The organism is Ralstonia sp. PBBBR1, from assembly GCF_002256165.1.
Lineage (GTDB): Bacteria > Pseudomonadota > Gammaproteobacteria > Burkholderiales > Burkholderiaceae > Ralstonia > Ralstonia thomasii.
The window spans coordinates 264,321-283,340 of sequence record NZ_NKIL01000002.1 but is presented as its reverse complement, the minus strand read 5'-3'; the positions used below and the strand labels follow the sequence as shown (position 1 = coordinate 283,340).

Here is a 19,020-nt window from a genome sequence, read left to right as displayed (position 1 = left end):
GGGGTTCTCCAGGCGGATGCGATTTCTGCGAAGCCGCTACTTTAGGTTGCTTGATCCGATCAAAAAACCACCTAAGATGCGCATATTTGTTTCGCAAATCGATCAAATATGGATCGCATTACGTCAGCCGAGGTGTTCGTGGCGATCGTCGAGCGCGGCAGCCTGAGTGCGGCCGCCGAAGGGCTCGACATGTCGCGCGCGATGGTCACGCGTTATCTGGCACAAATGGAGGCATGGTCCGGCGCGCGGCTGCTGCATCGGACCACGCGCCGCATCGGCCTGACACCCGCCGGCGAGGCCACGCTTGCACGCTGCCGCCAGATGCTGGAAATCGCTTCGCAGATGGCCGTGTCAGAAGGCCCTGAAGCCGATACGCCGCGCGGGCTACTGCGCATTGCCTGCGCGCAGTCCCTGGCGCAGCAGACGTTGAGCGCGGCGGTGACGGCCTACCTGCGGCGCTATCCGCAAACGGCGGTCGATCTGGTAGTCGACAACCGCACCATCAACCTCGTGGAGGAGCGCATCGACCTGGCCGTGCGCATCACCAACGATCTGGACCCGAACCTGATCGCGCGGCCGCTGGGCATGTGCGAATCGGTCGTGGTGGCGGCGCCGTCTTACCTGGCCGCGCATGGCACGCCGCGTCGCGTACAAGACCTGGCCGTTCACAACTGCCTGACGTATTCGTACTTCGGCAAAAGCCTGTGGAAGTTCACCGAGGCGAAGACGGGTGCGCCGACGGACGTGCCGGTGGGCGGCAATCTCAGCGCGAATGAATCGATGGTGTTGCTGGCAGCGGCGCGAGAGGGCGCGGGGATTGCGTTGCAGCCGGTGTTTGCTGCCGCGCCGCTGATCGCCAGCGGGCAACTCGTGCGTTTGTTGCCTGACTACGTGCCGCAGGCGCTGGGCATTCACGGCGTGTACAGCTCGCGCAGGCAGATGCCGTCGGCGCTGCGGGCCATGCTGGATTTTCTGGTGGACTGGTTTAGGGTGCAGCCGAACGTTACGTGATCCCGGAAGCCTTCCCTCGCATGGCCAACATGCCAAGCGCCAGCACGCAGAACACCACCCCCGCGTGGAACGTTGCGGCTGCGCCGAGCTTGTCCCACAACAAGCCCGCCAGAACGCTGGCGGCCAACATCGCCAGTCCGCTCACCAGGTTGAACATGCCGTAAGCGGTGCCGCGCAAGTCGGCCGGTGCGGTGTCGGCGACCATGGTTGCCAGCAAGCCCTGCGTGATGCCCATGTGCACGCCCCACAGCGCCACGCCTGCGATGACCACGCTCCAGTGAGCGGACAGGCCAAGCACCACATCGGCGGCAATCAGCACCACCAGCCCAAGCGCGAGCAGCTTCGTGTGGCTCATGCGGTCTGAGAGCTTGCCGAACGGATATGCCGCGAGTGCATAGACGACGTTCATCGCCACCATGACCAGCGGCACCAGCGCGACTGGAATGCCGCCTTGCTGTGCCCGCAGGACCAGGAACGCTTCGGAAAACCGTGCGAGCGTGAAGACCGCGCCGATCATCACCACCCACCAGTACGCGCTGTTCAACCGCTGCAGGTTGTCGCGGCGGATCGGGTTGGTGCGGTGGGCGCCGTTGTGGGTTTGCGGCTCGCGCAGGCCGAACATCAGCAGCGCAACAGAGAGCAGCCCCGGCACGACGGCCACCCAGAACACGGCACGAAAGTCATTGGCCCAGAGCAGCATCAGCCCGACGGCCAGGAGCGGCCCCAGAAACGCACCCACGGTATCGAGCGACTGCCGCAGCCCGAAAGCCGCGCCGCGCAGCGCAGGCGGTGCAATGTCGGCGACCAGCGCATCACGCGGCGCCCCGCGGATGCCCTTGCCGACGCGGTCGAGCAGGCGCGCTGTCAGCACAATGCCGGCCGTGGACGCGATGGCGAACAGAGGTTTGGACAGCGCGCCCAGCGCATAGCCGAACACCGCCAGGCCCTTGCGCTTGCCAAGGTAGTCGCTCAGCGTGCCGGAGAAGATCTTGACGATGAGCGCAGTCGATTCGCCCAGGCCCTCGATCAACCCGACTGACAGCGCACTGGCGCCCAGCACCGACACCATGAACAACGGCAGCAGGCTGTGGATCATCTCGGAAGCGATGTCCATCAGCAGGCTGACGCAGCCGAGCACCCAGATGCCGGCGGGCATCTGGCGCAGGCCGCCGGGCGGCTTGGTGTCGGTTGGAGGGGATGCCAAGATTGGTTGCGATTGCCCGGCGGCAAGCGTCAGGCGAACGGCGCAAAGAGGCCGTTGAGCTTGGCTCCGCTGGCGGCATCGCGCGCAAAGTTGAACGTCCCGGCGGTGCGCAGTTCTTCCGCTGCACGCTGGAACGCACCCATGGCCACGCGTGCCAGCGTGGCGCCCACGCTGATGCGCTTGACGCCCAATTCCGTCAGTTCTGCCACGCTCAGGTTGCCGTCGGCGAAGCCCATCAGCACGTTGAGCGGGCGGTTGATCTCGCGCAGCACGGTGGCGATCTCGTCGCGCGTTTTCAGGCCGGGGGCGTACAGCACGTCGGCGCCGGCGTCCTGAAAAGCCTGCAGGCGGCGGATCGTGTCGGCCAGGTCGTTGCGGCCGTGCAGGTGGTTCTCGGCACGTGCGGTGAGCGTGAACGGAAACGGCAGCGACCGCGCAGCCTCCACCGCCGCGCGCACACGGTCGACCGAAGCTTCCAGGGAATAGATGGGCGCATCTGCGCGGCCCGTTGCATCTTCAATCGAGCCGCCGACGATGCCGGTGGCGCATGCCAGGCGGATCGTCTCGGCCACCGTTTCCGGCCCATCGCCAAAGCCGTTTTCCAGGTCGGCAGCCATGGGCACGTCCGTGGCGGCCGCCAGATCGGCCACGTGCGCGAGGATGGTGTCGCGGGCAACGCCATAGTCAGGCAGCCCGCGCGAGAACGCGAAGCCCGCGCTGGTGCTGGTCAATGCTTCGAAGCCGAGTGATGCCAATAGCCGAGCCGATCCCGGGTCCCACGGGTTGGGGATCACGAAGGTGCCGCTGCGTTCGTGCAGTACGCGGAAGGCACGAGCTTTTTCGATCTGGGTCGGCATGGGTTATCCGCTGTGATATGAACCAGGATTGGACTGCAATGCTACGGCGCAGGCGAGCGCATCGTCCAGGCGGTCGTTGCCCCAGAACATCGCGTCGCCGACAAAGAACGTGGGAGCGCCAAAGATGCCACGAATCTGCGCGGCGTGCGTTTGCTCGCGCAGGCCTAGCCTGCTTGCGTCGGACTGTGCCTGAGCGAGGATGGCGTCGACCGGCAAGCCGAGCGCCGTCAGTTCTTCTGCCACGGCGTCAGGCGTGTGGATGTCGCGGTCCTGCGCGAAATTGCGCAGCATGATCCGCTGACAGAAGGCGCCGACCCACGGCGCGTCTGCACCGAGCAGCGCCACACGCAGCGGGAGGACGGAGGCGCGCGGAAACGTGCTCGGCTGCGTCCACGGCAAACCGTGCTTGGTGCATTCGCGCGCCATGTCTTGCCAGACGTAGTGCCCTTTGGCCCGTTGCAGCACAAACGGCGAACTGGCCCAGCCGAGCGACTGGAAGATCGGCCCGAGCAGGAACGGCTTCCACACCACGCGCACACCGTGTTGCACCGCGGCGGCCTCGATGCGCATCACACTCGGGTAGCTGTAATTGCTCGCGAAGTCGAACCAGAACTCGACGGTGGGCGCGGGGACGAGCGCTTCCCACGTGGCGTTGTATGCGGCAGGCCGGGGGGCTGTCTGCGGTCGGGCGAGGGTGTCCATGCGGCCTCCAACGGGGTGTCGTTGGCGGCATTACACGTGGACTACCCGGTGGGCTCAAACGCCTTTCATGCAAGTTCGGATGCACCGGACGCATGCGTAGCCTGCGTTGCGGCTTCCGAACAGATCCAGGCAGCCACATCGCGCACGTCGCGGCGCGGGTTCGGCTCGGATTGGATCAACCAGTACGCATGCGTATTGCGCACGCCAGGGGCGATGGTCGGTACGGTGACAAGACGGCCGTCGGCCAGCAGCGGCGAGATCAACTCCAGACGGCCCAGCGCGATGCCCTGGCCGGCCACCGCTGCATGGATGATCTGGTCGTGTTGGTTGAAACGCAGCACGGTGCGCGGCTTGGCGTGGCTCCATCCGGCGGCGGCCAGCCAGTCGGTCCATTGGAGCCAGGGGCGGCGCAGGTCGCGGTCGTCAAAGTCGAGCAGCGTCAGGCCGGCAAGCGCCTCGGCGGAATCCAGCGAGCGCAGCCCCAGCGACGGATGCGCGACCGGCGCAACGGTTTCCCCAAACAGCCGGATTGCACCGGGCGGTGCATCGCTCGGTGGGCAATACCGGATGGCAAGCTCGATGCCCTCGTTCTTCAGGTCGACGAGGCGGTTGTTGGTGGCCACGCGCACGTCGATGTCGGGGTACTGCAGCTGGAAGCGCGCCAGGCGCGGCAGCAGCCACAAGCCGGTGACGCCGATGCTGGCCGTGATCGTGACTGGCCGGCGTTCGGCCGCCACGCGGATGGCCCCGATGGCGTCCTGCAACTGCTGCACGGCGCTGTCAGCGCTGCGGAACAGGCGTTCTCCCTCGGGCGTGAACGCGATCGAGCGGTGCCCGCGCACCAGCAGTTTCACGCCCAGCGCCTCTTCGAGCGCCGACACCTGGCGGCTTACGGCGGATTGCGTCAGACACAGATCATCGGCCGCGAGCGTGATGCTCATGCGCCGGCCTACCGCCACGAAGCCGCGCAACAAGTCCAGGGAGGCCAACCGAACCAGGGGAGTCAACATGCGTTTTCCTCATGCAAGGCGTTCTCAAAGATCAATTGAGAAGCCGGGTAGGGCGAAGTTTAATAAGCCATCAGGCGACATTCCAGCCCAACGCGCATTCGGTACGCTTGCGAAGCTGGAATGTCAGTCACACCGGAGAAAAACGCTCATGACATCGAAATCTTTCAGGCAATCGCCCTGGTTGCCGGTATTGGCCGGCGGGGCGGTGATCGGCGTGGCGCTGGGCATTCGGCACGTGCAAGGCCTATTCCTCGTGCCCGTCACGATGGGCCGTGGCTGGACACGCGAAACGTTCGGACTGGCGATTGCGTTACAAAACCTCATCTGGGGCGCAGCACAGCCATTTGCGGGCATGCTGGCCGACCGTTACGGCGCGGCCAAGGTGGTCGTTGCCGGCATCGTGGTCTATGCGCTTGGGTTGCTGCTGATGGCCCATGCTGGCACGCCGCTGGGCTTCACGCTGTCGGCGGGCGGGCTGATCGGGCTCGGGCTGTCAGGCACGTCGTTCGGCGTCGTGTATGGCGCGATCAGCCGATTGACGCCGCCCGAGCGGCGCAGCTGGGCGCTGGGCGTGGCGGGCGCGGTGGGCGGTGTCGGCCAGTTCGTGATGGTGCCGACGGCGCAGGGCTTGCTGAGTACGGTCGGCTGGGTGACGGCGCTGGTCGTCATGGCGGTGGTCATGGCGATCTTCTTGCCGCTGACCGCGCCGCTGCGCGAGAGAACATCGGCTGCCGCCGCGCAGCAGGCGCAGCAAAGCATGGGTTCGGCCATCCGCGAGGCCTTTGCCCACCGCGGTTTTTGGCTGCTGAATCTCGGGTTCCTGACGTGCGGATTCCAGCTCGCCTTTATCGGTGCGCACATGCCGGCGTATCTGCTCGACAAGGGGCTCACCGGCCGCCACGGCATGGTCGCGCTGGCACTGATTGCGGCCGCCAACATCGTCGGCACGTATTACTGCGGCGCGCTGGGCGGGCTGTTCCGGCGCAAGTATCTGCTGTCGTTGCTGTACCTGATTCGCACGGCGGCGATTGCGCTGTTTATCCTGCTCCCGCTGTCGCCCGCAACGCTGTATGCGTTTGCCATCGTGATGGGCCTGCTGTGGCTGGGGACGGTGCCGCTGACGAACGGGCTGCTGTCGCAGGTGTTTGGGGTGCGCTACATCGGCACGCTGTTCGGCTTCGTATTTCTTGGTCACCAGATCGGCGCGTTCCTGGGCGTGTGGCTGGGCGGCGTGGTGTACGACCACCTGCATTCCTACGACGCGATCTGGGTTGGCGCCATGGCGCTCGGCGTGGTGGCCGCGCTGCTGCACTGGCCGATCGACGATCGCCAACTCGTGCGTACGCCGGTGGCGCAACCCGCGTGAACGCACAGTTCAAAACATGGATGGCTTGGGCGCTGGCAGCGGCCGGCGCCGCCCTGATCTTTGCGGCGTGGCTGACCCCGGAAGGCGCACTTTCCTTTGTGACGCTGGCGTCCTTCTGCGGATAGGGCGACGCACTAGCTCGATTTGTGAAACAATATTGGGTTAATCACTAGTGGGCACTGGTACGGTTTGCGCGGGAAATACGTCGCTTCTGCGTCGTTCTCCTGTGAATGCCACCGTTCAGACATGACTTACGCCGTCAAGGAAATTTTCTACACGCTGCAAGGCGAGGGTGCCAACACCGGCCGCGCAGCTGTCTTCTGCCGCTTTGCCGGCTGCAATCTCTGGAGTGGGCGCGAAGCCGATCGCGCCACCGCCGTCTGCCAGTTCTGTGACACCGACTTCGTCGGCACGGACGGCACGCAAGGCGGCAAATACACCACCGCCGAGGCACTCGCCGATACCGTTGCCGCCGAATGGCCGGCCAACGCCACCGGCGGCAAGCCGCTCGTCATCTGCACCGGCGGCGAGCCGCTGTTGCAACTCGACAAGCCGCTGATCGACGCGCTGCACGCACGCGGCTTCGAAATCGCCATCGAGACCAACGGCACCATCGCCATGCCGGAAGGTATCGACTGGGTGTGTGTGAGCCCCAAGATGGGCTCCGAACTCGTCGTCACACGCGGCGACGAGCTGAAGGTGGTGATCCCGCAAGACGGGCAGGACCTCGACGCATACGAACGGCTGGATTTCCAGCATTTCTTCCTGCAGGCCATGGATGGCCCGCTTGCCCGGCAGAATACGGCGGCAGCCGTTGAGCTGTGCCAGCGCCGTCCGCGCTGGCGCCTGTCGCTGCAAACCCATAAGATGCTGGGCATCCGCTAAGGCGGGCCGCAGCACTTTGTCCCCGGTTTTCTGCCGGTTCCAGCCGTTTCGCGGCGTCTGCTGCCGCCACCCTTGCTCCATGACCAAGACCGTTTCCATTACGCGCCGGCTCGAATTCGACGCCGGCCACCGCATCCCGGGCCATGCCGGCCAGTGCCGCAACCTGCACGGGCATCGCTATCAGCTCGAACTCACGCTCACCGGCGAAGTCCTGCACAACGACAAGGCTGCCGACGACGGGATGATCCTCGACTTTGGCGACGTCAAGCAGCTCGCCAACAAGCATCTTGTCGACCTTTGGGATCACGCCTTCCTCGTCTATCGCGGCGATACCAAGCTGGTTGAATTCCTGAACGACATGGAAGGCGGTCACAAGACCGTCGTGCTGAACGATGTGCCCACCGTCGAGAACCTCGCGCAGGTCGCGTTCGATATTCTCGAGCCGGTGTTCCGCAACGCGTTCGGGCACCATCTGCGCCTGTCCAAGCTCGTGCTGTACGAAACCCCGAATTGCTGGGCCGACGTGAAGCTCGCGCGCCCGCACGAACAGGATTGATGCGACAGCGCCGGATCGCATGACCACACCGCACGTCCTCATCCCGCCTGCCGATATGTCCGCCCATGAGCGCGACGGTTACTGGATGCAGCAGGCGCTCGTGCAGGCCAAGTTCGCGTGGGGGCAGGGCGAGGTGCCGGTGGGCGCCGTCGTCGTGCGCGGCAACGAGATCGTCGGGGTGGGCTACAACGCCCCGATCGGCACGCATGACCCATCTGCGCATGCCGAGATGCGCGCCCTGCGCCAGGCCGCCGAGAAGCTCGGCAACTACCGCCTGCCCGACTGCGAAGTCTTCGTGACCCTGGAGCCTTGCGTGATGTGCGCCGGCGCCATGCTGCATGCCCGCGTGGCGCGCGTCGTCTACGGCGCGCCCGATCCCAAGACGGGCGCCGCGGGCAGCATCCTCGACCTGTTTGCAGAAACGCGGCTGAACCATCAGACCGCCATCACCGGCAGCGTGCTCGCGCAGGAGTGCGGCGACATGCTGCGCGCCTTCTTCGCCGAGCGCCGCGCAACCCAGAAGGCCGCACGCCTGGCCGCCACTGAATCCGACGAATCCGCCACATGACCACTGTCCGCCTGATTGCGCCTTCCGGTTATCCGAACGATGCGGCCATCGCCGAGCGCGGCGTGGCGGCACTGGAAGCGCAGGGCTGCACGGTCGTCAACCGCGAGTGCCTGAGCCGGCAGCATCAGCGTTTTGCCGGCGGTGAACTTGCGCGGCTGGCAGACCTAAACCAGATCGGTACGGGCGGTGGCCAGGAAATCGCCATGGCCATTCGTGGGGGGTATGGCCTGACGCGCTTGCTGGACCATATCGACTTCATCGACATCGGCCGCCGCGCGCAGGCGACCGACGCCATCATCGTCGGTCACAGCGATTTCACCGTGTTTTCGCTGGCGTACCTGGCGGCCACCGGCGGCGTGACGTTTTCCGGCCCGCATGTGTGTTCGGACTTCGGGCTGGAGACGGTCGACCCGTTCATGGTCGAGCACTTCTGGGGCATCTTGCGAAACCCGACCTATGCGTTGCGCGTGGATGGTCCGCAAGCGACTGGCTGCGCACGGCCGGGCCGCTACGCCGGCACGCTATGGGGCGGCAATCTGGCCATGCTGTGCAGCCTGATTGGCACGTCGTATCTGCCGGATATCCGCGACGGCATCCTGTTTGTTGAGGACATCAACGAGCATCCGTACCGCGTTGAACGCATGCTGCTGCAATTGCAGCAGGCTGGCGTGCTCGATGCGCAGCAGGCGCTGTTGTTTGGCGATTTCTCCGGATATCGCACCACGCCGTACGACGCCGGCTACGATTTCGACGCCATGCGCGATTACCTGGCCGAACGCCTGTCGATTCCGGTCGTCACAGGCTTGCCGTTCGGCCATTGCCCGACCAAGGCGACGCTGCCGATTGGCGCACAAGCCGAGCTGGATGTGGACGCCACGGGCTTTACGCTGCACTTGTCGGGATACCCGACACTGAAGGCATAAGTCTTCCGGCCATCCGGGTCACGTCCGGGTGGTAAAATCTCAGGTTCTCCAAATGGCGTCCGGTCAAGTGCTTGCCGCGCCAGATCACCGCTTTTCAAATCAAGGTTTCCACGTGCTTTCCACCGCCAACATCACCATGCAGTTCGGGCCCAAGCCCTTGTTCGAGAACATCTCGGTCAAGTTTGGCGAGGGCAATCGCTATGGCCTGATCGGCGCCAACGGTTGCGGCAAGTCGACCTTCATGAAAATCCTGGGCGGCGATCTGGAGCCGAGCGCAGGCAACGTGATGCTGGAACCGGGCGTGCGCCTGGGCAAGCTGCGTCAGGACCAGTTCGCCTACGAAGACATGCGCGTGCTGGACGTGGTGATGATGGGCCACACCGAAATGTGGGCCGCCGCGCAGGAGCGCGATGCCATCTACGCGAACCCGGAAGCCACTGACGACGACTACATGAAGGCCGCCGACCTGGAGGCCAAGTACGCCGAATACGACGGCTACACGGCGGAAGCGCGCGCGGGTGAACTGCTGATGGGCGTGGGCATTCCGACCGACCAGCACAACGGCACGATGAGCAACGTTGCGCCCGGCTGGAAGCTGCGCGTGCTGCTGGCGCAGGCGCTGTTCTCGAACCCGGACGTGCTGCTGCTGGACGAGCCGACCAACAACCTCGACATCAACACGATCCGCTGGCTGGAATCGGTGCTCAACGAGCGCAACTCCACCATGATCATCATTTCCCACGATCGCCACTTCCTGAACTCGGTCTGCACGCACATGGCCGACATGGATTACGGCACGCTGAAGGTCTACCCGGGCAACTACGACGACTACATGGAAGCCTCCCTGCAGGCGCGCGAGCGCCTGCAGGCCGCCAACGCCCGCGCCAAGGAGCGCATCTCCGACCTGCAGGACTTCGTGCGCCGCTTCTCGGCCAACAAGTCCAAGGCGCGCCAGGCTACGTCGCGCCTGAAGATGATCGACAAGATCAAGGTGGAAGACATCAAGCCGTCGTCGCGCCAGAACCCGTTTGTCCGCTTCGAGATGGAGAAGAAGCTGCACAACCTGGCAGTGGAAACCGAGAACGCGCGCAAGACGTACGATCGCAAGATCTTCGATGGCCTGACGATGGCCGTGCGTGCGGGCGAGCGCATCGCCATCATCGGTGAGAACGGCGCAGGCAAGACCACGTTGCTGCGTTGCCTGCTGAACGGCGCCGTGAAGACCGGCGTGCAGCGCGGCATCGAGATCGACGGTGGCACCGTCAAGTGGGCCGAGAACGCCAATGTCGGCTACATGCCCCAGGACACCTACGAAGAATTCCCCGAAGACCGCGACCTGATGGACTGGATGAGCCAGTGGACGCAAGCCGGCGATGATGACCAATCGCTGCGCGGCACCATGGGCCGCCTGTTGTTCTCGGCCGACGACATCAAGAAGAGTGTGAAGGTGCTCTCCGGTGGCGAGAAGGGCCGCATGATCTGGGGCAAGCTCATGCTCGGCCGCCACAACGTGCTGGCGCTGGACGAGCCGACCAACCACATGGACATGGAGTCCATCGAGTCGCTGCAGATCGCGCTCGACAAGTTCGAAGGCACGCTGATCTTCGTGTCGCATGATCGCGAGTTGATCAGTGCCCTGGCCACGCGCGTGATCGAAGTGCGCCCGGACGGCACGCTCACCGACTACCTCGGCACCTACGACGAATACCTGCAGAGCCAGGGCGTCGAAGTCTGACCCCCGATCTTTTGCCGTAGCCAAAGGGCCGCCGATGTGCGGCCTCTTTTTTTTTTCCGGGCGTCCCCGCGAGGCGAACATGTGTTTCCGATCCGGATCGGTCTCTCACGTGCGGCTCGCCGAGGCCGCGTTGACAGTGCCTCCTCCCGATTCCAGAATGCCTTGGCAGAACGCGGCACAGCATCCTTGCGGCTGCGTTGAGCGCCAACAAAGAACAATCAAAACATAAGAGGAGACTCACGTTGAAAAACGTACTGACCTTACTATCGACAGCCGCCCTGGTGCTGATGACGTCTGCACACGCAGCTGAGCGCCTACCAACCATTCCGCCGGACAAGTACAACGCCGAACAGACCAAGGCGGCGCAGGACTTTCAGGCTGCGCGCAAGGTGCCGGTATTCGGTCCTTTCGAGCCCCTGATGCATAGCCCCGAGGTGATGAGCCAGGCCCGCGCAATGGGCGACTATCTGCGATATCACTCCGCGATTGGCAACACGCTGAGCGAATTGGTCATCCTGATCACCGCGCGAGAGTGGAGCCAGGATTACGAGTGGTATGTGCACCATCCGATCGCCCTGAAGGCGGGTATCAAACCCGGTATTGCCGATGCCATTGCCGATGGCCGCCGCCCCACGGGCATGAGCGAGGACGAGGAGATCGTCTACGACTTCGCGACGGAGCTGATCCGCAACAAGCGCGTGGCCGACGAAACCTATACCCGGGCGGAAAAGCGGTTCGGCAACAAGGGTATCGTAGACATGACGGGCATCTGCGGCTACTACACGCTGCTCGCCATGGAAATGAACGTGGCGCAGTATCCGGCACCCAAGAACGCCGCCAAGCTCGCGCGTTTTCCGGAGCCTTGACCGCTGTGCCGTCGAACGAGGACTGCGCGCAGCTGTGATGCCGCGCAGGGTGAACACCGATTCTTTGCCGTCATCAAGGGGCCGCCAATGTGCGGCCCTTTGTTTTTGGTCTTCGCCGCAATCGACTGAAGCATGTCGGCAAAGTGGACCATCTATGAAAAAACCGACTGGGTTTCATGATTTTTTATCGCCATCAGAATGCATGGCCGTCGCTACACTGGTCTGCATATCCCAGTGAATAGGCCGAGACCTGCTGATGGGGCGCCCTACATCACAACAAGAAGCGCCAAAGTCAGGCTCGGCGAAGTACCAAGGAGACGAGATGACCTCTGATATTGGCGGCCGCATTCGCCTGCAATCCCTGCTGGACAAAGTGGTGTCTGCGGACGAAGCCGCGACCCTGATCCACGATGGCATGACGGTCGGCATGAGCGGTTTCACCCGTGCCGGCGACTGCAAGGCCGTGCCGTTTGCCCTGGCCCGGCGTGCCGCGCACGAGCCGCTGCGCATTACCCTGATGACCGGCGCCTCGCTGGGTAACGACATTGACAAGGTATTGGCCGAAGCCGATGTGATTGCCCGTCGCCTGCCGTTCCAGGCCGATGCCACCCTTCGGCGCAAGATCAACGCAGGCGAGGTCATGTTCATTGACCAGCACTTGTCGGAAACCGTCGAGCAACTGCGTTCGCGGCAGATTGCACCGCTGGATGTGGCGGTTGTCGAAGCCACCGCCATCACCGAGAACGGCGGCATCGTGCCGACTACGTCGGTCGGTAATTCCGCAAGTTTCGCGGTGCTGGCGAAGCAGGTGATCGTCGAGATCAACCTGAACATGCCCGCCAATCTGGAAGGGCTGCACGATATCTTCTTTCCGGTGCAGCGGCCCTATCGCCAGCCGATTCCACTCATTGCAGCGGAGCAGCGCATCGGCCTGCCGTATATCCCGATCGATCCGCGCAAGATCGCTGCCATCGTCATCACGGGGCAGGACGACAGCCCGTCCAACGTGTTGCCCCCCGATGCGGAGACCAATGCCATCGCGGGGCATCTGAACGCATTCCTGGCGCGCGAGGTGCGCACGGGCCGTCTTTCGCCCACGCTGCAGCCGCTGCAGGCGGGTATCGGAACGATCTCCAACGCGGTCCTGCATGGCTTCATCGACTCGCCGTTCCATGACCTCAAGATGTATTCGGAGGTTTTGCAGGACAGCTCCATCGAGCTGCTCGACTCGGGCAAGCTGGCGTTTGCCTCGGCCTCGTCGATCACGCTGTCACGCCCGGTCTACAAGCGGTTTCTGTCAGAACTGGAACGCTACAAGACGCGGGTGATTCTGCGACCGCAGGAGATCAGCAACCACCCGGAAGTGATCCGCCGGTTGGGCCTGATCACCATCAATACCGCGCTGGAATGCGATATCTACGGCAACGTGAATTCGACGCACGTGGGCGGAACGCACATGATGAACGGCATCGGCGGCTCGGGCGACTTCGCGCGCAACGCGCATCTGTCAGTCTTCGTGACCAAGTCATTGGCCAAGGCCGGCGACATCTCGAGCATCGTGCCGATGGTCTCGCATGTGGACCATACCGAACACGACGTCGACATCATCGTTACCGAACATGGACTGGCCGATCTGCGCGGGTTGGCGCCGCGCGAGCGTGCTGTGCAGATCATCAGCAACTGCGCTGATCCGCGCTACCGCGAGCTGCTGCGCGACTACGTTGTGCGCGCGCAGCGGCGCGGCGGGCATACGCCCCACCTCCTGGAGGAGGCGCTGGCCTGGCATGTCCGGTTTCGCGACCAGGGCTCGATGGCCTCAGCCGGGCTCACAGGTGAAAGTCTGCTCCCGGATCCCGCCCTCAGCGCTTGACGCGCGTCGCAGCCGCTGCTCAGGCGCCGAGCACTTCCTGGCACGTCGCGAGCCACGCGCGAGCGGCGTGCGACAGGTAGCGGCCGGGCGACCACAGGTGCGCGAGCGCCCAATCCATGTCGGGGGCGGTCAGGCGTGCCACGGCCAGCTTGTCACGGTTCGCGAGGTTGGCCACCAGCGGCTGCGGCAAAAAAGTCGTGCCCAGTCCCGCAGCGGCCATCGAGGCGAGGAATTCCCAATGCCCGCTCCGCGCAGCGATGTGCGGCTCGATACGGGCTTCGAGAAAGGCCTGTCGCAGCTTGCGCGTCAGGGAGAAATCCTCGGCCAGCAATAGCAGCGGTTCGTCGCGCAGTGCCGTGAGGGTGACGGTCCTGCCTTTGGCCCATTTCGCTTTGCGCGGTCCCACCACCCAGATCGGATACTTTGCAAACTGTCGCGTGGCGAGTTCGAGCCCACTATCGCCGGGCAGAACGGTGGCGCCCACTTCCAGTTCGCCGCTGGCCACCTGCTGTTCCACCGTCTTGCCGCCGTACTCTGCCAAGTTCAGTACCAGATTCGGATAACGCTGACGAAACGCGCTCACGACGGGCGAAAAGAACAGATTCACCATCGGTGGGATGCCGACCGTCAGTTCGCCCCGTCCGAGCGAGGACAGATCAGCGACTTCAAGCGTCAGCCTGTGCACCACGCCCAGCGTTTCCTGCCCGCGTGCGTACACGACCCGGCCCACGTCAGTGAGCCGCACCTGCCGGCCTTCGCGGATCAGCAGCGGCTGGCCGACCTCGTTTTCGAGCTGACGCACCATCTTGCTGATGGTGGACTGTGTCACCGAGAGCGAGCTCGCCGCCTGCGTGAAGCTCTGCAGCCGCGCGGTTTCGACAAAGTAACGAAGGGCTCGGATATCGATGGGCATGGACGGACCTTAGCCATGAAGCACGCGAATGGAATTCGCCATGGTAATGAAGTTTTCCCACTCCACGACGCGATGGCCTCAACATCGTGCGGGCCTGTGTGTGCATGTCTGATGGACACGCGCACGCAACGGCACTCGACAAAAGAAAGGCGGCTCATGCGGCCGCCTTTCATGCAGTCCGGCATACGTTGCAGTCAGCCTGTTGCCTCGTCGATCAGCAGATCCAGCTGGGCGATCAGGTTGCTGGTCTCGGGCTCGCCGCGCGTTTTGCTGAGGGCTGCCTTGAGCGTGTCGCGCAGGGCGACGAGTTCTGCGACGTTGCCGGCTTTCTCCACCTTCATCTCCAGCAGATAGCCGCGCAGGCCGAGATACCGGCTGATGGTTTCGGTATAGAAGCGATAGAGGCGTTGATAGCCTTCGGCGGCCGGCTCTTTTGAAGAGTCGACGGGGGCGGGTACGGATGCAGCGGCCGGCTCCACCTTTGCCGTGGTCGCCATGGGCATGTGCGGGCGGATATACCCCCCTCCCTCCAGCTCGTCGAATACCGCTTGCGTCATGCCGAGCGGCTGAAGCTGCACGAGGATGTCGTCGCAGGTTTTCTCGCCATTGATCATCAGGAGCACCGCGCGGTGACGCTGGTCGAGGTGGTTCGCGCGCGTTCGGATCTCGTCCTGACCTTTTTCGGTCTTCTGATAGATGCGGGTGGTCATGGTCGTCTCCCTCGGCCGGCGCGTCTGCGGTGTGCGCTCTGGTGGCTCTACAATAGACCGATCATAACCGCCCGGGGGCGATGTAGGGCTCAGTCGCAACCCGGATAGCACAACGCGCAAATCGCGCATCCACCAGAGCGAGACGACCGACGATGCAGCAACGCGACAAGCTTTTTATCAATGGCAAGTGGGTGGCGCCGCAGGGCAAGGGCGTCATTGAAGTGATTCATTCGGCCACGGAAGCCGTGATGGGGACCATTCCCGAAGGCAGCGCGGCCGACGCGGAAGCCGCCGTGGCCGCCGCGCGCGCCGCATTTGATGACTGGGCTGCCACGCCCGTGACCAAGCGCGCCGAATACATCCAGAAGATTGCCGACGGCCTGCATGCTCGCAGCGAAGAGCTGGCGCAGCTGATTGCCGGCGAAGTCGGCATGCCGATCAAGCTGGCGCGTGCCATCCAGGTGGGCGGCCCGGTCTACAACTGGGGCAATTTCGCCAAGCTGCTCAGCACGTTTGAATTTGAAGAGCACGTCGGCAACTCGCTGGTGGTGCGCGAGCCCGTGGGCGTGGTGGGCGCCATCACGCCGTGGAACTACCCGCTCAACCAGATCACGCTGAAGGTTGCGCCCGCGCTGGCGGCCGGCTGCACGGTGGTGCTCAAGCCGTCGGAAGTGGCGCCGCTCAACGCGTTCGTGTTGGCGGAAGTCATTGAAGAAGCCGGCCTGCCGCCGGGCGTGTTCAACCTTGTCACCGGCTATGGCCCGGTGGTAGGCGAGGTGCTGGCAAGCGACCCGGAGGTCGACATGGTGTCGTTCACGGGCTCCACGCGTGCGGGCAAGCGCGTGGCGGAACTCGCATCGCAGTCGGTCAAGCGGGTGGCGCTGGAGCTGGGCGGCAAGTCGGCCTCGGTGATCCTGGATGACGCGGACCTGGCATCGGCGGTCAAGGGCACGCTGTCGGCGTGTTTCCTGAACTCCGGGCAGACGTGCTCGGCGCACACGCGCATGCTGGTGCCGCGTGCCAAGTATGAAGAAGTGAAGGCGCTGGCCGCGCAGTTTGCCGCTGCCTACGTGCCGGGCGATCCGGCGCAGGAATCGACGCGCCTGGGGCCGCTCATCTCTGCCGTGCAGCGCGACCGCGTGCTGGGCTACATCCGCAAGGGGCTGGAGGAGGGCGCGGAACTCATTACCGGGGGCGCCGACGCGCCGGAAGGCCTGTCCACCGGTTACTTTGTCAAGCCGACGGTCCTGGGTAACGTCAAGACCACCGACACCGTGGCGCGCGAAGAGATCTTCGGCCCTGTGCTGACCGTGATCTGCTACGACGACGAGGAAGAGGCCGTCCGCATTGCCAACGACAGCATCTACGGCCTGGGCGGCGGTGTGTGGTCGGGCGACGAGGCGCGGGCGATTCGCGTGGCGCGGCGCATTCGCACGGGCCAGGTCAATATCAACGGCGGGCCGTTCAACATGCAGGCGCCGTTTGGCGGCTACAAGCAATCCGGCAACGGGCGCGAAAACGGCAAGTACGGCCTGGAGGAGTTCCTGGAGTACAAGGCGCTGCAACTCAATCCCGCCAAGACGGCCTGATCTGCCCCACGTGCAGCACCAATGAAAAACCCGGCCTCGGCCGGGTTTTTTGCGTTTGACGCCCTCCGCCTACTTGCGGCTGCCGTCAGCGTTGTAGCCCTGGGCGGTGCCTTCGGCCAGGATGCGCGTCCAGACCGCGTTGCGCTCTTCGTCGGTCATGAAGACCCAGTTGCTGACCTCCAGCTGTGTTCGCCCGCAGCCCTGGCACACCTCGTCGAAGAGCGTCGAGCAGATGCCGATGCAGGGGCTGTCTGGGCGGCCCAGCAGGGTGCTGTCGGAAGCACTGGTTGCGTCGTCTGGCATGGGGCTGAAAGCGGTCGATTCGGTCATGGCCGGTATTTTACCGCCTTCGGCCGGACGTCAGCTGCACGTCAGCTGCACGGCGGTTCCCCCGTGCGCTGGCTGACATGATCGGCCGCCTTGGATAGCGCCAGCGCGGAATTGACCAGCGCGATATGCGAAAACGCTTGCGGGAAGTTGCCAACGAGCCGTTGCACGCGTGGGTCGTATTCCTCGGCCAGCAGGCCCACGTCGTTGCGCAGCGCCAGCAGCTTGGTGAAGAGCGCGCGGGCTTCGTCCTGGCGGCCCTGCATGACGAGGTTGTCGACATACCAGAAGCTGCAGGCAAGGAATACGCCTTCGCCCTCGGGCAGGCCGTCGGTCGCCGCTTCGGTGCGGTAGCGGCGCACAAGGCCATCGACGAGCAGGTCTTCTTCGATGGCCTTGACCGTGCCCTGGATGCGCGGGTCTGATGCCGGCAGAAAACCCACCAGCGGCAGCATGAGAAGTGCAGCGTCCAGCTCGTGCCCGCCGTAGCTCTGCACGAAGCAGCCACGCGCGGCATTGTAGCCGTGGGCGCAGACCTCCGCGTGGATGCGGTCGCGCACGGCTCGCCAGCGCTCTACGGGCCCGTCTACATTGAATTGCTCGATGGTTTTGACGGCGCGGTCGAACGCCACCCACGCCATGACCTTGGAATGCGTGAAATGGCGCGAGGGCCCGCGGATCTCCCAGATGCCTTCGTCGGGCGTCTGCCAGACGCTCTCCAGATGGGTCATCAGCGCGACCTGCAGGCGCCAGGAGGCATCGTCCCCGTCAAGGCCCCCTTTGCGGGCGATGAAGAGGGCGTCCATCAACTCGCCGTATACATCGAGCTGCAGTTGCAGCGCGGCCGCATTACCTACGCGTACGGGCTGCGCGCCTTCGTAGCCGGGCAGCCAGGGGACGGTCCACTCGCCCAGGCGCCGTTCGCCGGCAATGCCGTACATGATCTGCACTTGTGCGGGGCTGCCGGCGATGGCGCGTTCGAGCCATTCACGCCACGAGCGCGCCTCGTTGTAGTAGCCCGCATTCATGAGCGCGAGCAGCGTGAGGGTGGCGTCGCGCAGCCAGCAGTAGCGGTAGTCCCAGTTGCGCACCCCGCCGAGCTGTTCGGGCAGCGACGTTGTTGGCGCGGCCACGACACCGCCGGTGCGGTGGTACGTCAGCGCCTTGAGGGTGATGAGCGAGCGTTCCACTGCTTCGGTCCATTCGCCAGCGCCGTGACAGCGGCCGGACCACGCGCGCCAACGTGCCTCCATGTCGACCTGCGCCTCCAGCGCGTCGATGGAGTCGGGCAAGGGCAGGTGCGACGGCGAATACGTCAGCACGAAGGGCATCGCCTCGCCTTCGCTCACGGAAAAATCCGCTACGGTGGAGAGATTTTCGCCTCGGATTGGGGCGGCGGTGCGCAGTGTCGTCATGTTGGGCCCGGCCACGGCCCGGAGCACGCAATCGGGCATGTCGCACCTGCCTTCAGGCGGCGCCCCCGTGACTTCGGACACGCGGCTGACCCACGGTACAGACGCGCCGTAATCGAACCGCAGCGTAAGGTCCATACGCATTTCGACGGTGCCGGAGAGCCCGCGCACGATGCGGATGAGCTCAGAGGTGTCGTCCCGTGCGCCGGCGATGCCGGGCAAGCGGGCCGTCATCAGGTCGGTCACGCTGGCGGAACCGGTGTCGGTCTCGAAGACGGTCTCCAGCACGAGCGTGCCAGGCAGGTAGCGTCGGCGCGTGGCGCGGACCTCGCCTTGCGGAGCGATGCGCCACCGGCCGTGGTCCGGCGTGCCAAGCAGCGCGGCAAAACAGGCGCCTGAATCGAACCGAGGCCAGCACAGCCAATCGATGGAGCCGTCGCGCGAAACCAGTGCCGCGGTTTCACAATCGCCAATCAACGCGTAATCTTCAATTCTTGAGGGCATTGCACTCCACTC

The 19,020-nt window shown here is 64.5% G+C and carries 19 protein-coding genes; 11 read left to right on the top strand and 8 right to left on the bottom strand.

Features of this window, described 5'->3' with window-relative positions; all coding sequences use genetic code 11:
* The first annotated feature begins 108 nt into the window (after window positions 1–108).
* Complete coding sequence (locus CFE42_RS01335; RefSeq protein WP_004626751.1) at window positions 109–1,011, top strand: LysR family transcriptional regulator; 903 nt, start codon at window positions 109–111, stop codon at window positions 1,009–1,011.
* Here the strand turns inward: CFE42_RS01335 and CFE42_RS01330 are convergent.
* The 4 genes from CFE42_RS01330 to CFE42_RS01315 form a co-directional block, all read right to left on the bottom strand.
* On the bottom strand, window positions 1,004–2,167 hold the full coding sequence (locus CFE42_RS01330; protein ID WP_004626753.1) for an MFS transporter: 1,164 nt from the start codon (window positions 2,165–2,167) through the stop codon (window positions 1,004–1,006). The genes CFE42_RS01335 and CFE42_RS01330 overlap by 8 nt on opposite strands.
* 77 nt (window positions 2,168–2,244) lie before the next feature.
* Window positions 2,245–3,072: an isocitrate lyase/phosphoenolpyruvate mutase family protein gene (locus CFE42_RS01325; RefSeq protein WP_004626755.1), complete on the bottom strand. Its 828-nt coding sequence runs from the start codon at window positions 3,070–3,072 to the stop codon at window positions 2,245–2,247.
* A 3-nt stretch (window positions 3,073–3,075) separates the two neighbouring features.
* Entirely contained in the window at window positions 3,076–3,774 is a 699-nt protein-coding gene (locus tag CFE42_RS01320) for a 2-hydroxychromene-2-carboxylate isomerase (RefSeq protein WP_004626757.1), read from the bottom strand.
* A gap of 65 nt (window positions 3,775–3,839) precedes the next feature.
* Entirely contained in the window at window positions 3,840–4,784 is a 945-nt protein-coding gene (locus CFE42_RS01315; protein ID WP_004626759.1) for a LysR substrate-binding domain-containing protein, read from the bottom strand.
* A 148-nt stretch (window positions 4,785–4,932) separates the two neighbouring features.
* On the opposite strand from CFE42_RS01315, the gene CFE42_RS01310 reads away from it, so the two are divergent.
* The 9 genes from CFE42_RS01310 (at window position 4,933) to CFE42_RS01270 (ending at window position 13,553) form a co-directional block, all read left to right on the top strand.
* On the top strand, window positions 4,933–6,150 hold the full coding sequence (locus CFE42_RS01310) for an MFS transporter (protein WP_004626761.1): 1,218 nt from the start codon (window positions 4,933–4,935) through the stop codon (window positions 6,148–6,150).
* Entirely contained in the window at window positions 6,147–6,275 is a 129-nt protein-coding gene (locus CFE42_RS01305; RefSeq protein WP_259393700.1) for a hypothetical protein, read from the top strand. The genes CFE42_RS01310 and CFE42_RS01305 overlap by 4 nt, the downstream gene beginning before the upstream one ends.
* Before the next feature lie 121 nt (window positions 6,276–6,396).
* The gene (gene queE / locus CFE42_RS01300; RefSeq protein WP_004626763.1) at window positions 6,397–7,035 is read left to right on the top strand and encodes a 7-carboxy-7-deazaguanine synthase; all 639 of its coding nucleotides are present in this window, start codon (window positions 6,397–6,399) and stop codon (window positions 7,033–7,035) included.
* Window positions 7,036–7,114: 79 nt separating this feature from the next.
* On the top strand, window positions 7,115–7,591 hold the full coding sequence (queD, locus tag CFE42_RS01295) for a 6-carboxytetrahydropterin synthase QueD (protein ID WP_004626765.1): 477 nt from the start codon (window positions 7,115–7,117) through the stop codon (window positions 7,589–7,591).
* A 19-nt stretch (window positions 7,592–7,610) separates the two neighbouring features.
* Complete coding sequence (gene tadA, locus CFE42_RS01290; RefSeq protein WP_004626767.1) at window positions 7,611–8,159, top strand: tRNA adenosine(34) deaminase TadA; 549 nt, start codon at window positions 7,611–7,613, stop codon at window positions 8,157–8,159.
* Window positions 8,156–9,082: a muramoyltetrapeptide carboxypeptidase gene (gene ldcA, locus CFE42_RS01285; RefSeq protein ID WP_004626769.1), complete on the top strand. Its 927-nt coding sequence runs from the start codon at window positions 8,156–8,158 to the stop codon at window positions 9,080–9,082. Before tadA ends, ldcA begins: the two co-directional genes overlap by 4 nt.
* 112 nt (window positions 9,083–9,194) lie before the next feature.
* Window positions 9,195–10,817, top strand: a complete 1,623-nt coding sequence (locus CFE42_RS01280) for an ABC-F family ATPase (RefSeq protein ID WP_037043510.1) — start codon at window positions 9,195–9,197, stop codon at window positions 10,815–10,817.
* 242 nt (window positions 10,818–11,059) lie between these two features.
* Window positions 11,060–11,683 (top strand): hypothetical protein, encoded by a 624-nt coding sequence (locus tag CFE42_RS01275; protein WP_004626773.1) that lies wholly within the window; start codon window positions 11,060–11,062, stop codon window positions 11,681–11,683.
* Between the two features lie 322 nt (window positions 11,684–12,005).
* Window positions 12,006–13,553, top strand: a complete 1,548-nt coding sequence (locus CFE42_RS01270; RefSeq protein ID WP_004626775.1) for an acetyl-CoA hydrolase/transferase family protein — start codon at window positions 12,006–12,008, stop codon at window positions 13,551–13,553.
* 19 nt (window positions 13,554–13,572) lie between these two features.
* Here CFE42_RS01270 and CFE42_RS01265 read toward each other — a convergent pair whose 3' ends face one another.
* Window positions 13,573–14,466, bottom strand: coding sequence for a LysR family transcriptional regulator (locus tag CFE42_RS01265; RefSeq protein WP_004626778.1), 894 nt, complete (start codon window positions 14,464–14,466; stop codon window positions 13,573–13,575).
* Window positions 14,467–14,660: 194 nt separating this feature from the next.
* Window positions 14,661–15,176 (bottom strand): hypothetical protein, encoded by a 516-nt coding sequence (locus tag CFE42_RS01260; protein ID WP_004626780.1) that lies wholly within the window; start codon window positions 15,174–15,176, stop codon window positions 14,661–14,663.
* 152 nt (window positions 15,177–15,328) lie between these two features.
* On the opposite strand from CFE42_RS01260, the gene CFE42_RS01255 reads away from it, so the two are divergent.
* Window positions 15,329–16,765, top strand: coding sequence for an aldehyde dehydrogenase family protein (locus tag CFE42_RS01255; protein WP_004626782.1), 1,437 nt, complete (start codon window positions 15,329–15,331; stop codon window positions 16,763–16,765).
* Window positions 16,766–16,834: 69 nt separating this feature from the next.
* Here the strand turns inward: CFE42_RS01255 and CFE42_RS01250 are convergent, their stop codons facing one another.
* Both CFE42_RS01250 and CFE42_RS01245 read right to left on the bottom strand, forming a co-directional pair.
* Entirely contained in the window at window positions 16,835–17,068 is a 234-nt protein-coding gene (locus CFE42_RS01250) for a DUF1289 domain-containing protein (protein ID WP_027681492.1), read from the bottom strand.
* A gap of 68 nt (window positions 17,069–17,136) precedes the next feature.
* Window positions 17,137–19,008 carry a glycoside hydrolase family 15 protein gene (locus CFE42_RS01245; RefSeq protein ID WP_004626786.1) on the bottom strand — a complete coding sequence of 624 codons (1,872 nt, stop codon included), beginning with the start codon at window positions 19,006–19,008 and terminating at the stop codon, window positions 17,137–17,139.
* Window positions 19,009–19,020 lie beyond the last annotated feature (12 nt).

Bases quoted from the DNA above. Each gene is read 5' to 3' on its own strand.
- tadA (WP_004626767.1), top strand. From the start codon at position 7,611: ATGACCACACCGCACGTCCTCATCCCGCCTGCCGATATGTCCGCCCAT.
- CFE42_RS01270 (WP_004626775.1), top strand. From the start codon at position 12,006: ATGACCTCTGATATTGGCGGCCGCATTCGCCTGCAATCCCTGCTGGAC.
- CFE42_RS01245 (WP_004626786.1), bottom strand. From the start codon at position 19,008: ATGCCCTCAAGAATTGAAGATTACGCGTTGATTGGCGATTGTGAAACC.
- CFE42_RS01265 (WP_004626778.1), bottom strand. From the start codon at position 14,466: ATGCCCATCGATATCCGAGCCCTTCGTTACTTTGTCGAAACCGCGCGG.
- CFE42_RS01250 (WP_027681492.1), bottom strand. From the start codon at position 17,068: ATGCCAGACGACGCAACCAGTGCTTCCGACAGCACCCTGCTGGGCCGC.
- ldcA (WP_004626769.1), top strand. From the start codon at position 8,156: ATGACCACTGTCCGCCTGATTGCGCCTTCCGGTTATCCGAACGATGCG.
- CFE42_RS01260 (WP_004626780.1), bottom strand. From the start codon at position 15,176: ATGACCACCCGCATCTATCAGAAGACCGAAAAAGGTCAGGACGAGATC.
- CFE42_RS01315 (WP_004626759.1), bottom strand. From the start codon at position 4,784: ATGTTGACTCCCCTGGTTCGGTTGGCCTCCCTGGACTTGTTGCGCGGC.
- queD (WP_004626765.1), top strand. From the start codon at position 7,115: ATGACCAAGACCGTTTCCATTACGCGCCGGCTCGAATTCGACGCCGGC.
- CFE42_RS01330 (WP_004626753.1), bottom strand. From the start codon at position 2,167: ATGCCCGCCGGCATCTGGGTGCTCGGCTGCGTCAGCCTGCTGATGGAC.
- CFE42_RS01335 (WP_004626751.1), top strand. From the start codon at position 109: ATGGATCGCATTACGTCAGCCGAGGTGTTCGTGGCGATCGTCGAGCGC.
- CFE42_RS01325 (WP_004626755.1), bottom strand. From the start codon at position 3,072: ATGCCGACCCAGATCGAAAAAGCTCGTGCCTTCCGCGTACTGCACGAA.
- CFE42_RS01320 (WP_004626757.1), bottom strand. From the start codon at position 3,774: ATGGACACCCTCGCCCGACCGCAGACAGCCCCCCGGCCTGCCGCATAC.
- CFE42_RS01310 (WP_004626761.1), top strand. From the start codon at position 4,933: ATGACATCGAAATCTTTCAGGCAATCGCCCTGGTTGCCGGTATTGGCC.
- CFE42_RS01255 (WP_004626782.1), top strand. From the start codon at position 15,329: ATGCAGCAACGCGACAAGCTTTTTATCAATGGCAAGTGGGTGGCGCCG.
- queE (WP_004626763.1), top strand. From the start codon at position 6,397: ATGACTTACGCCGTCAAGGAAATTTTCTACACGCTGCAAGGCGAGGGT.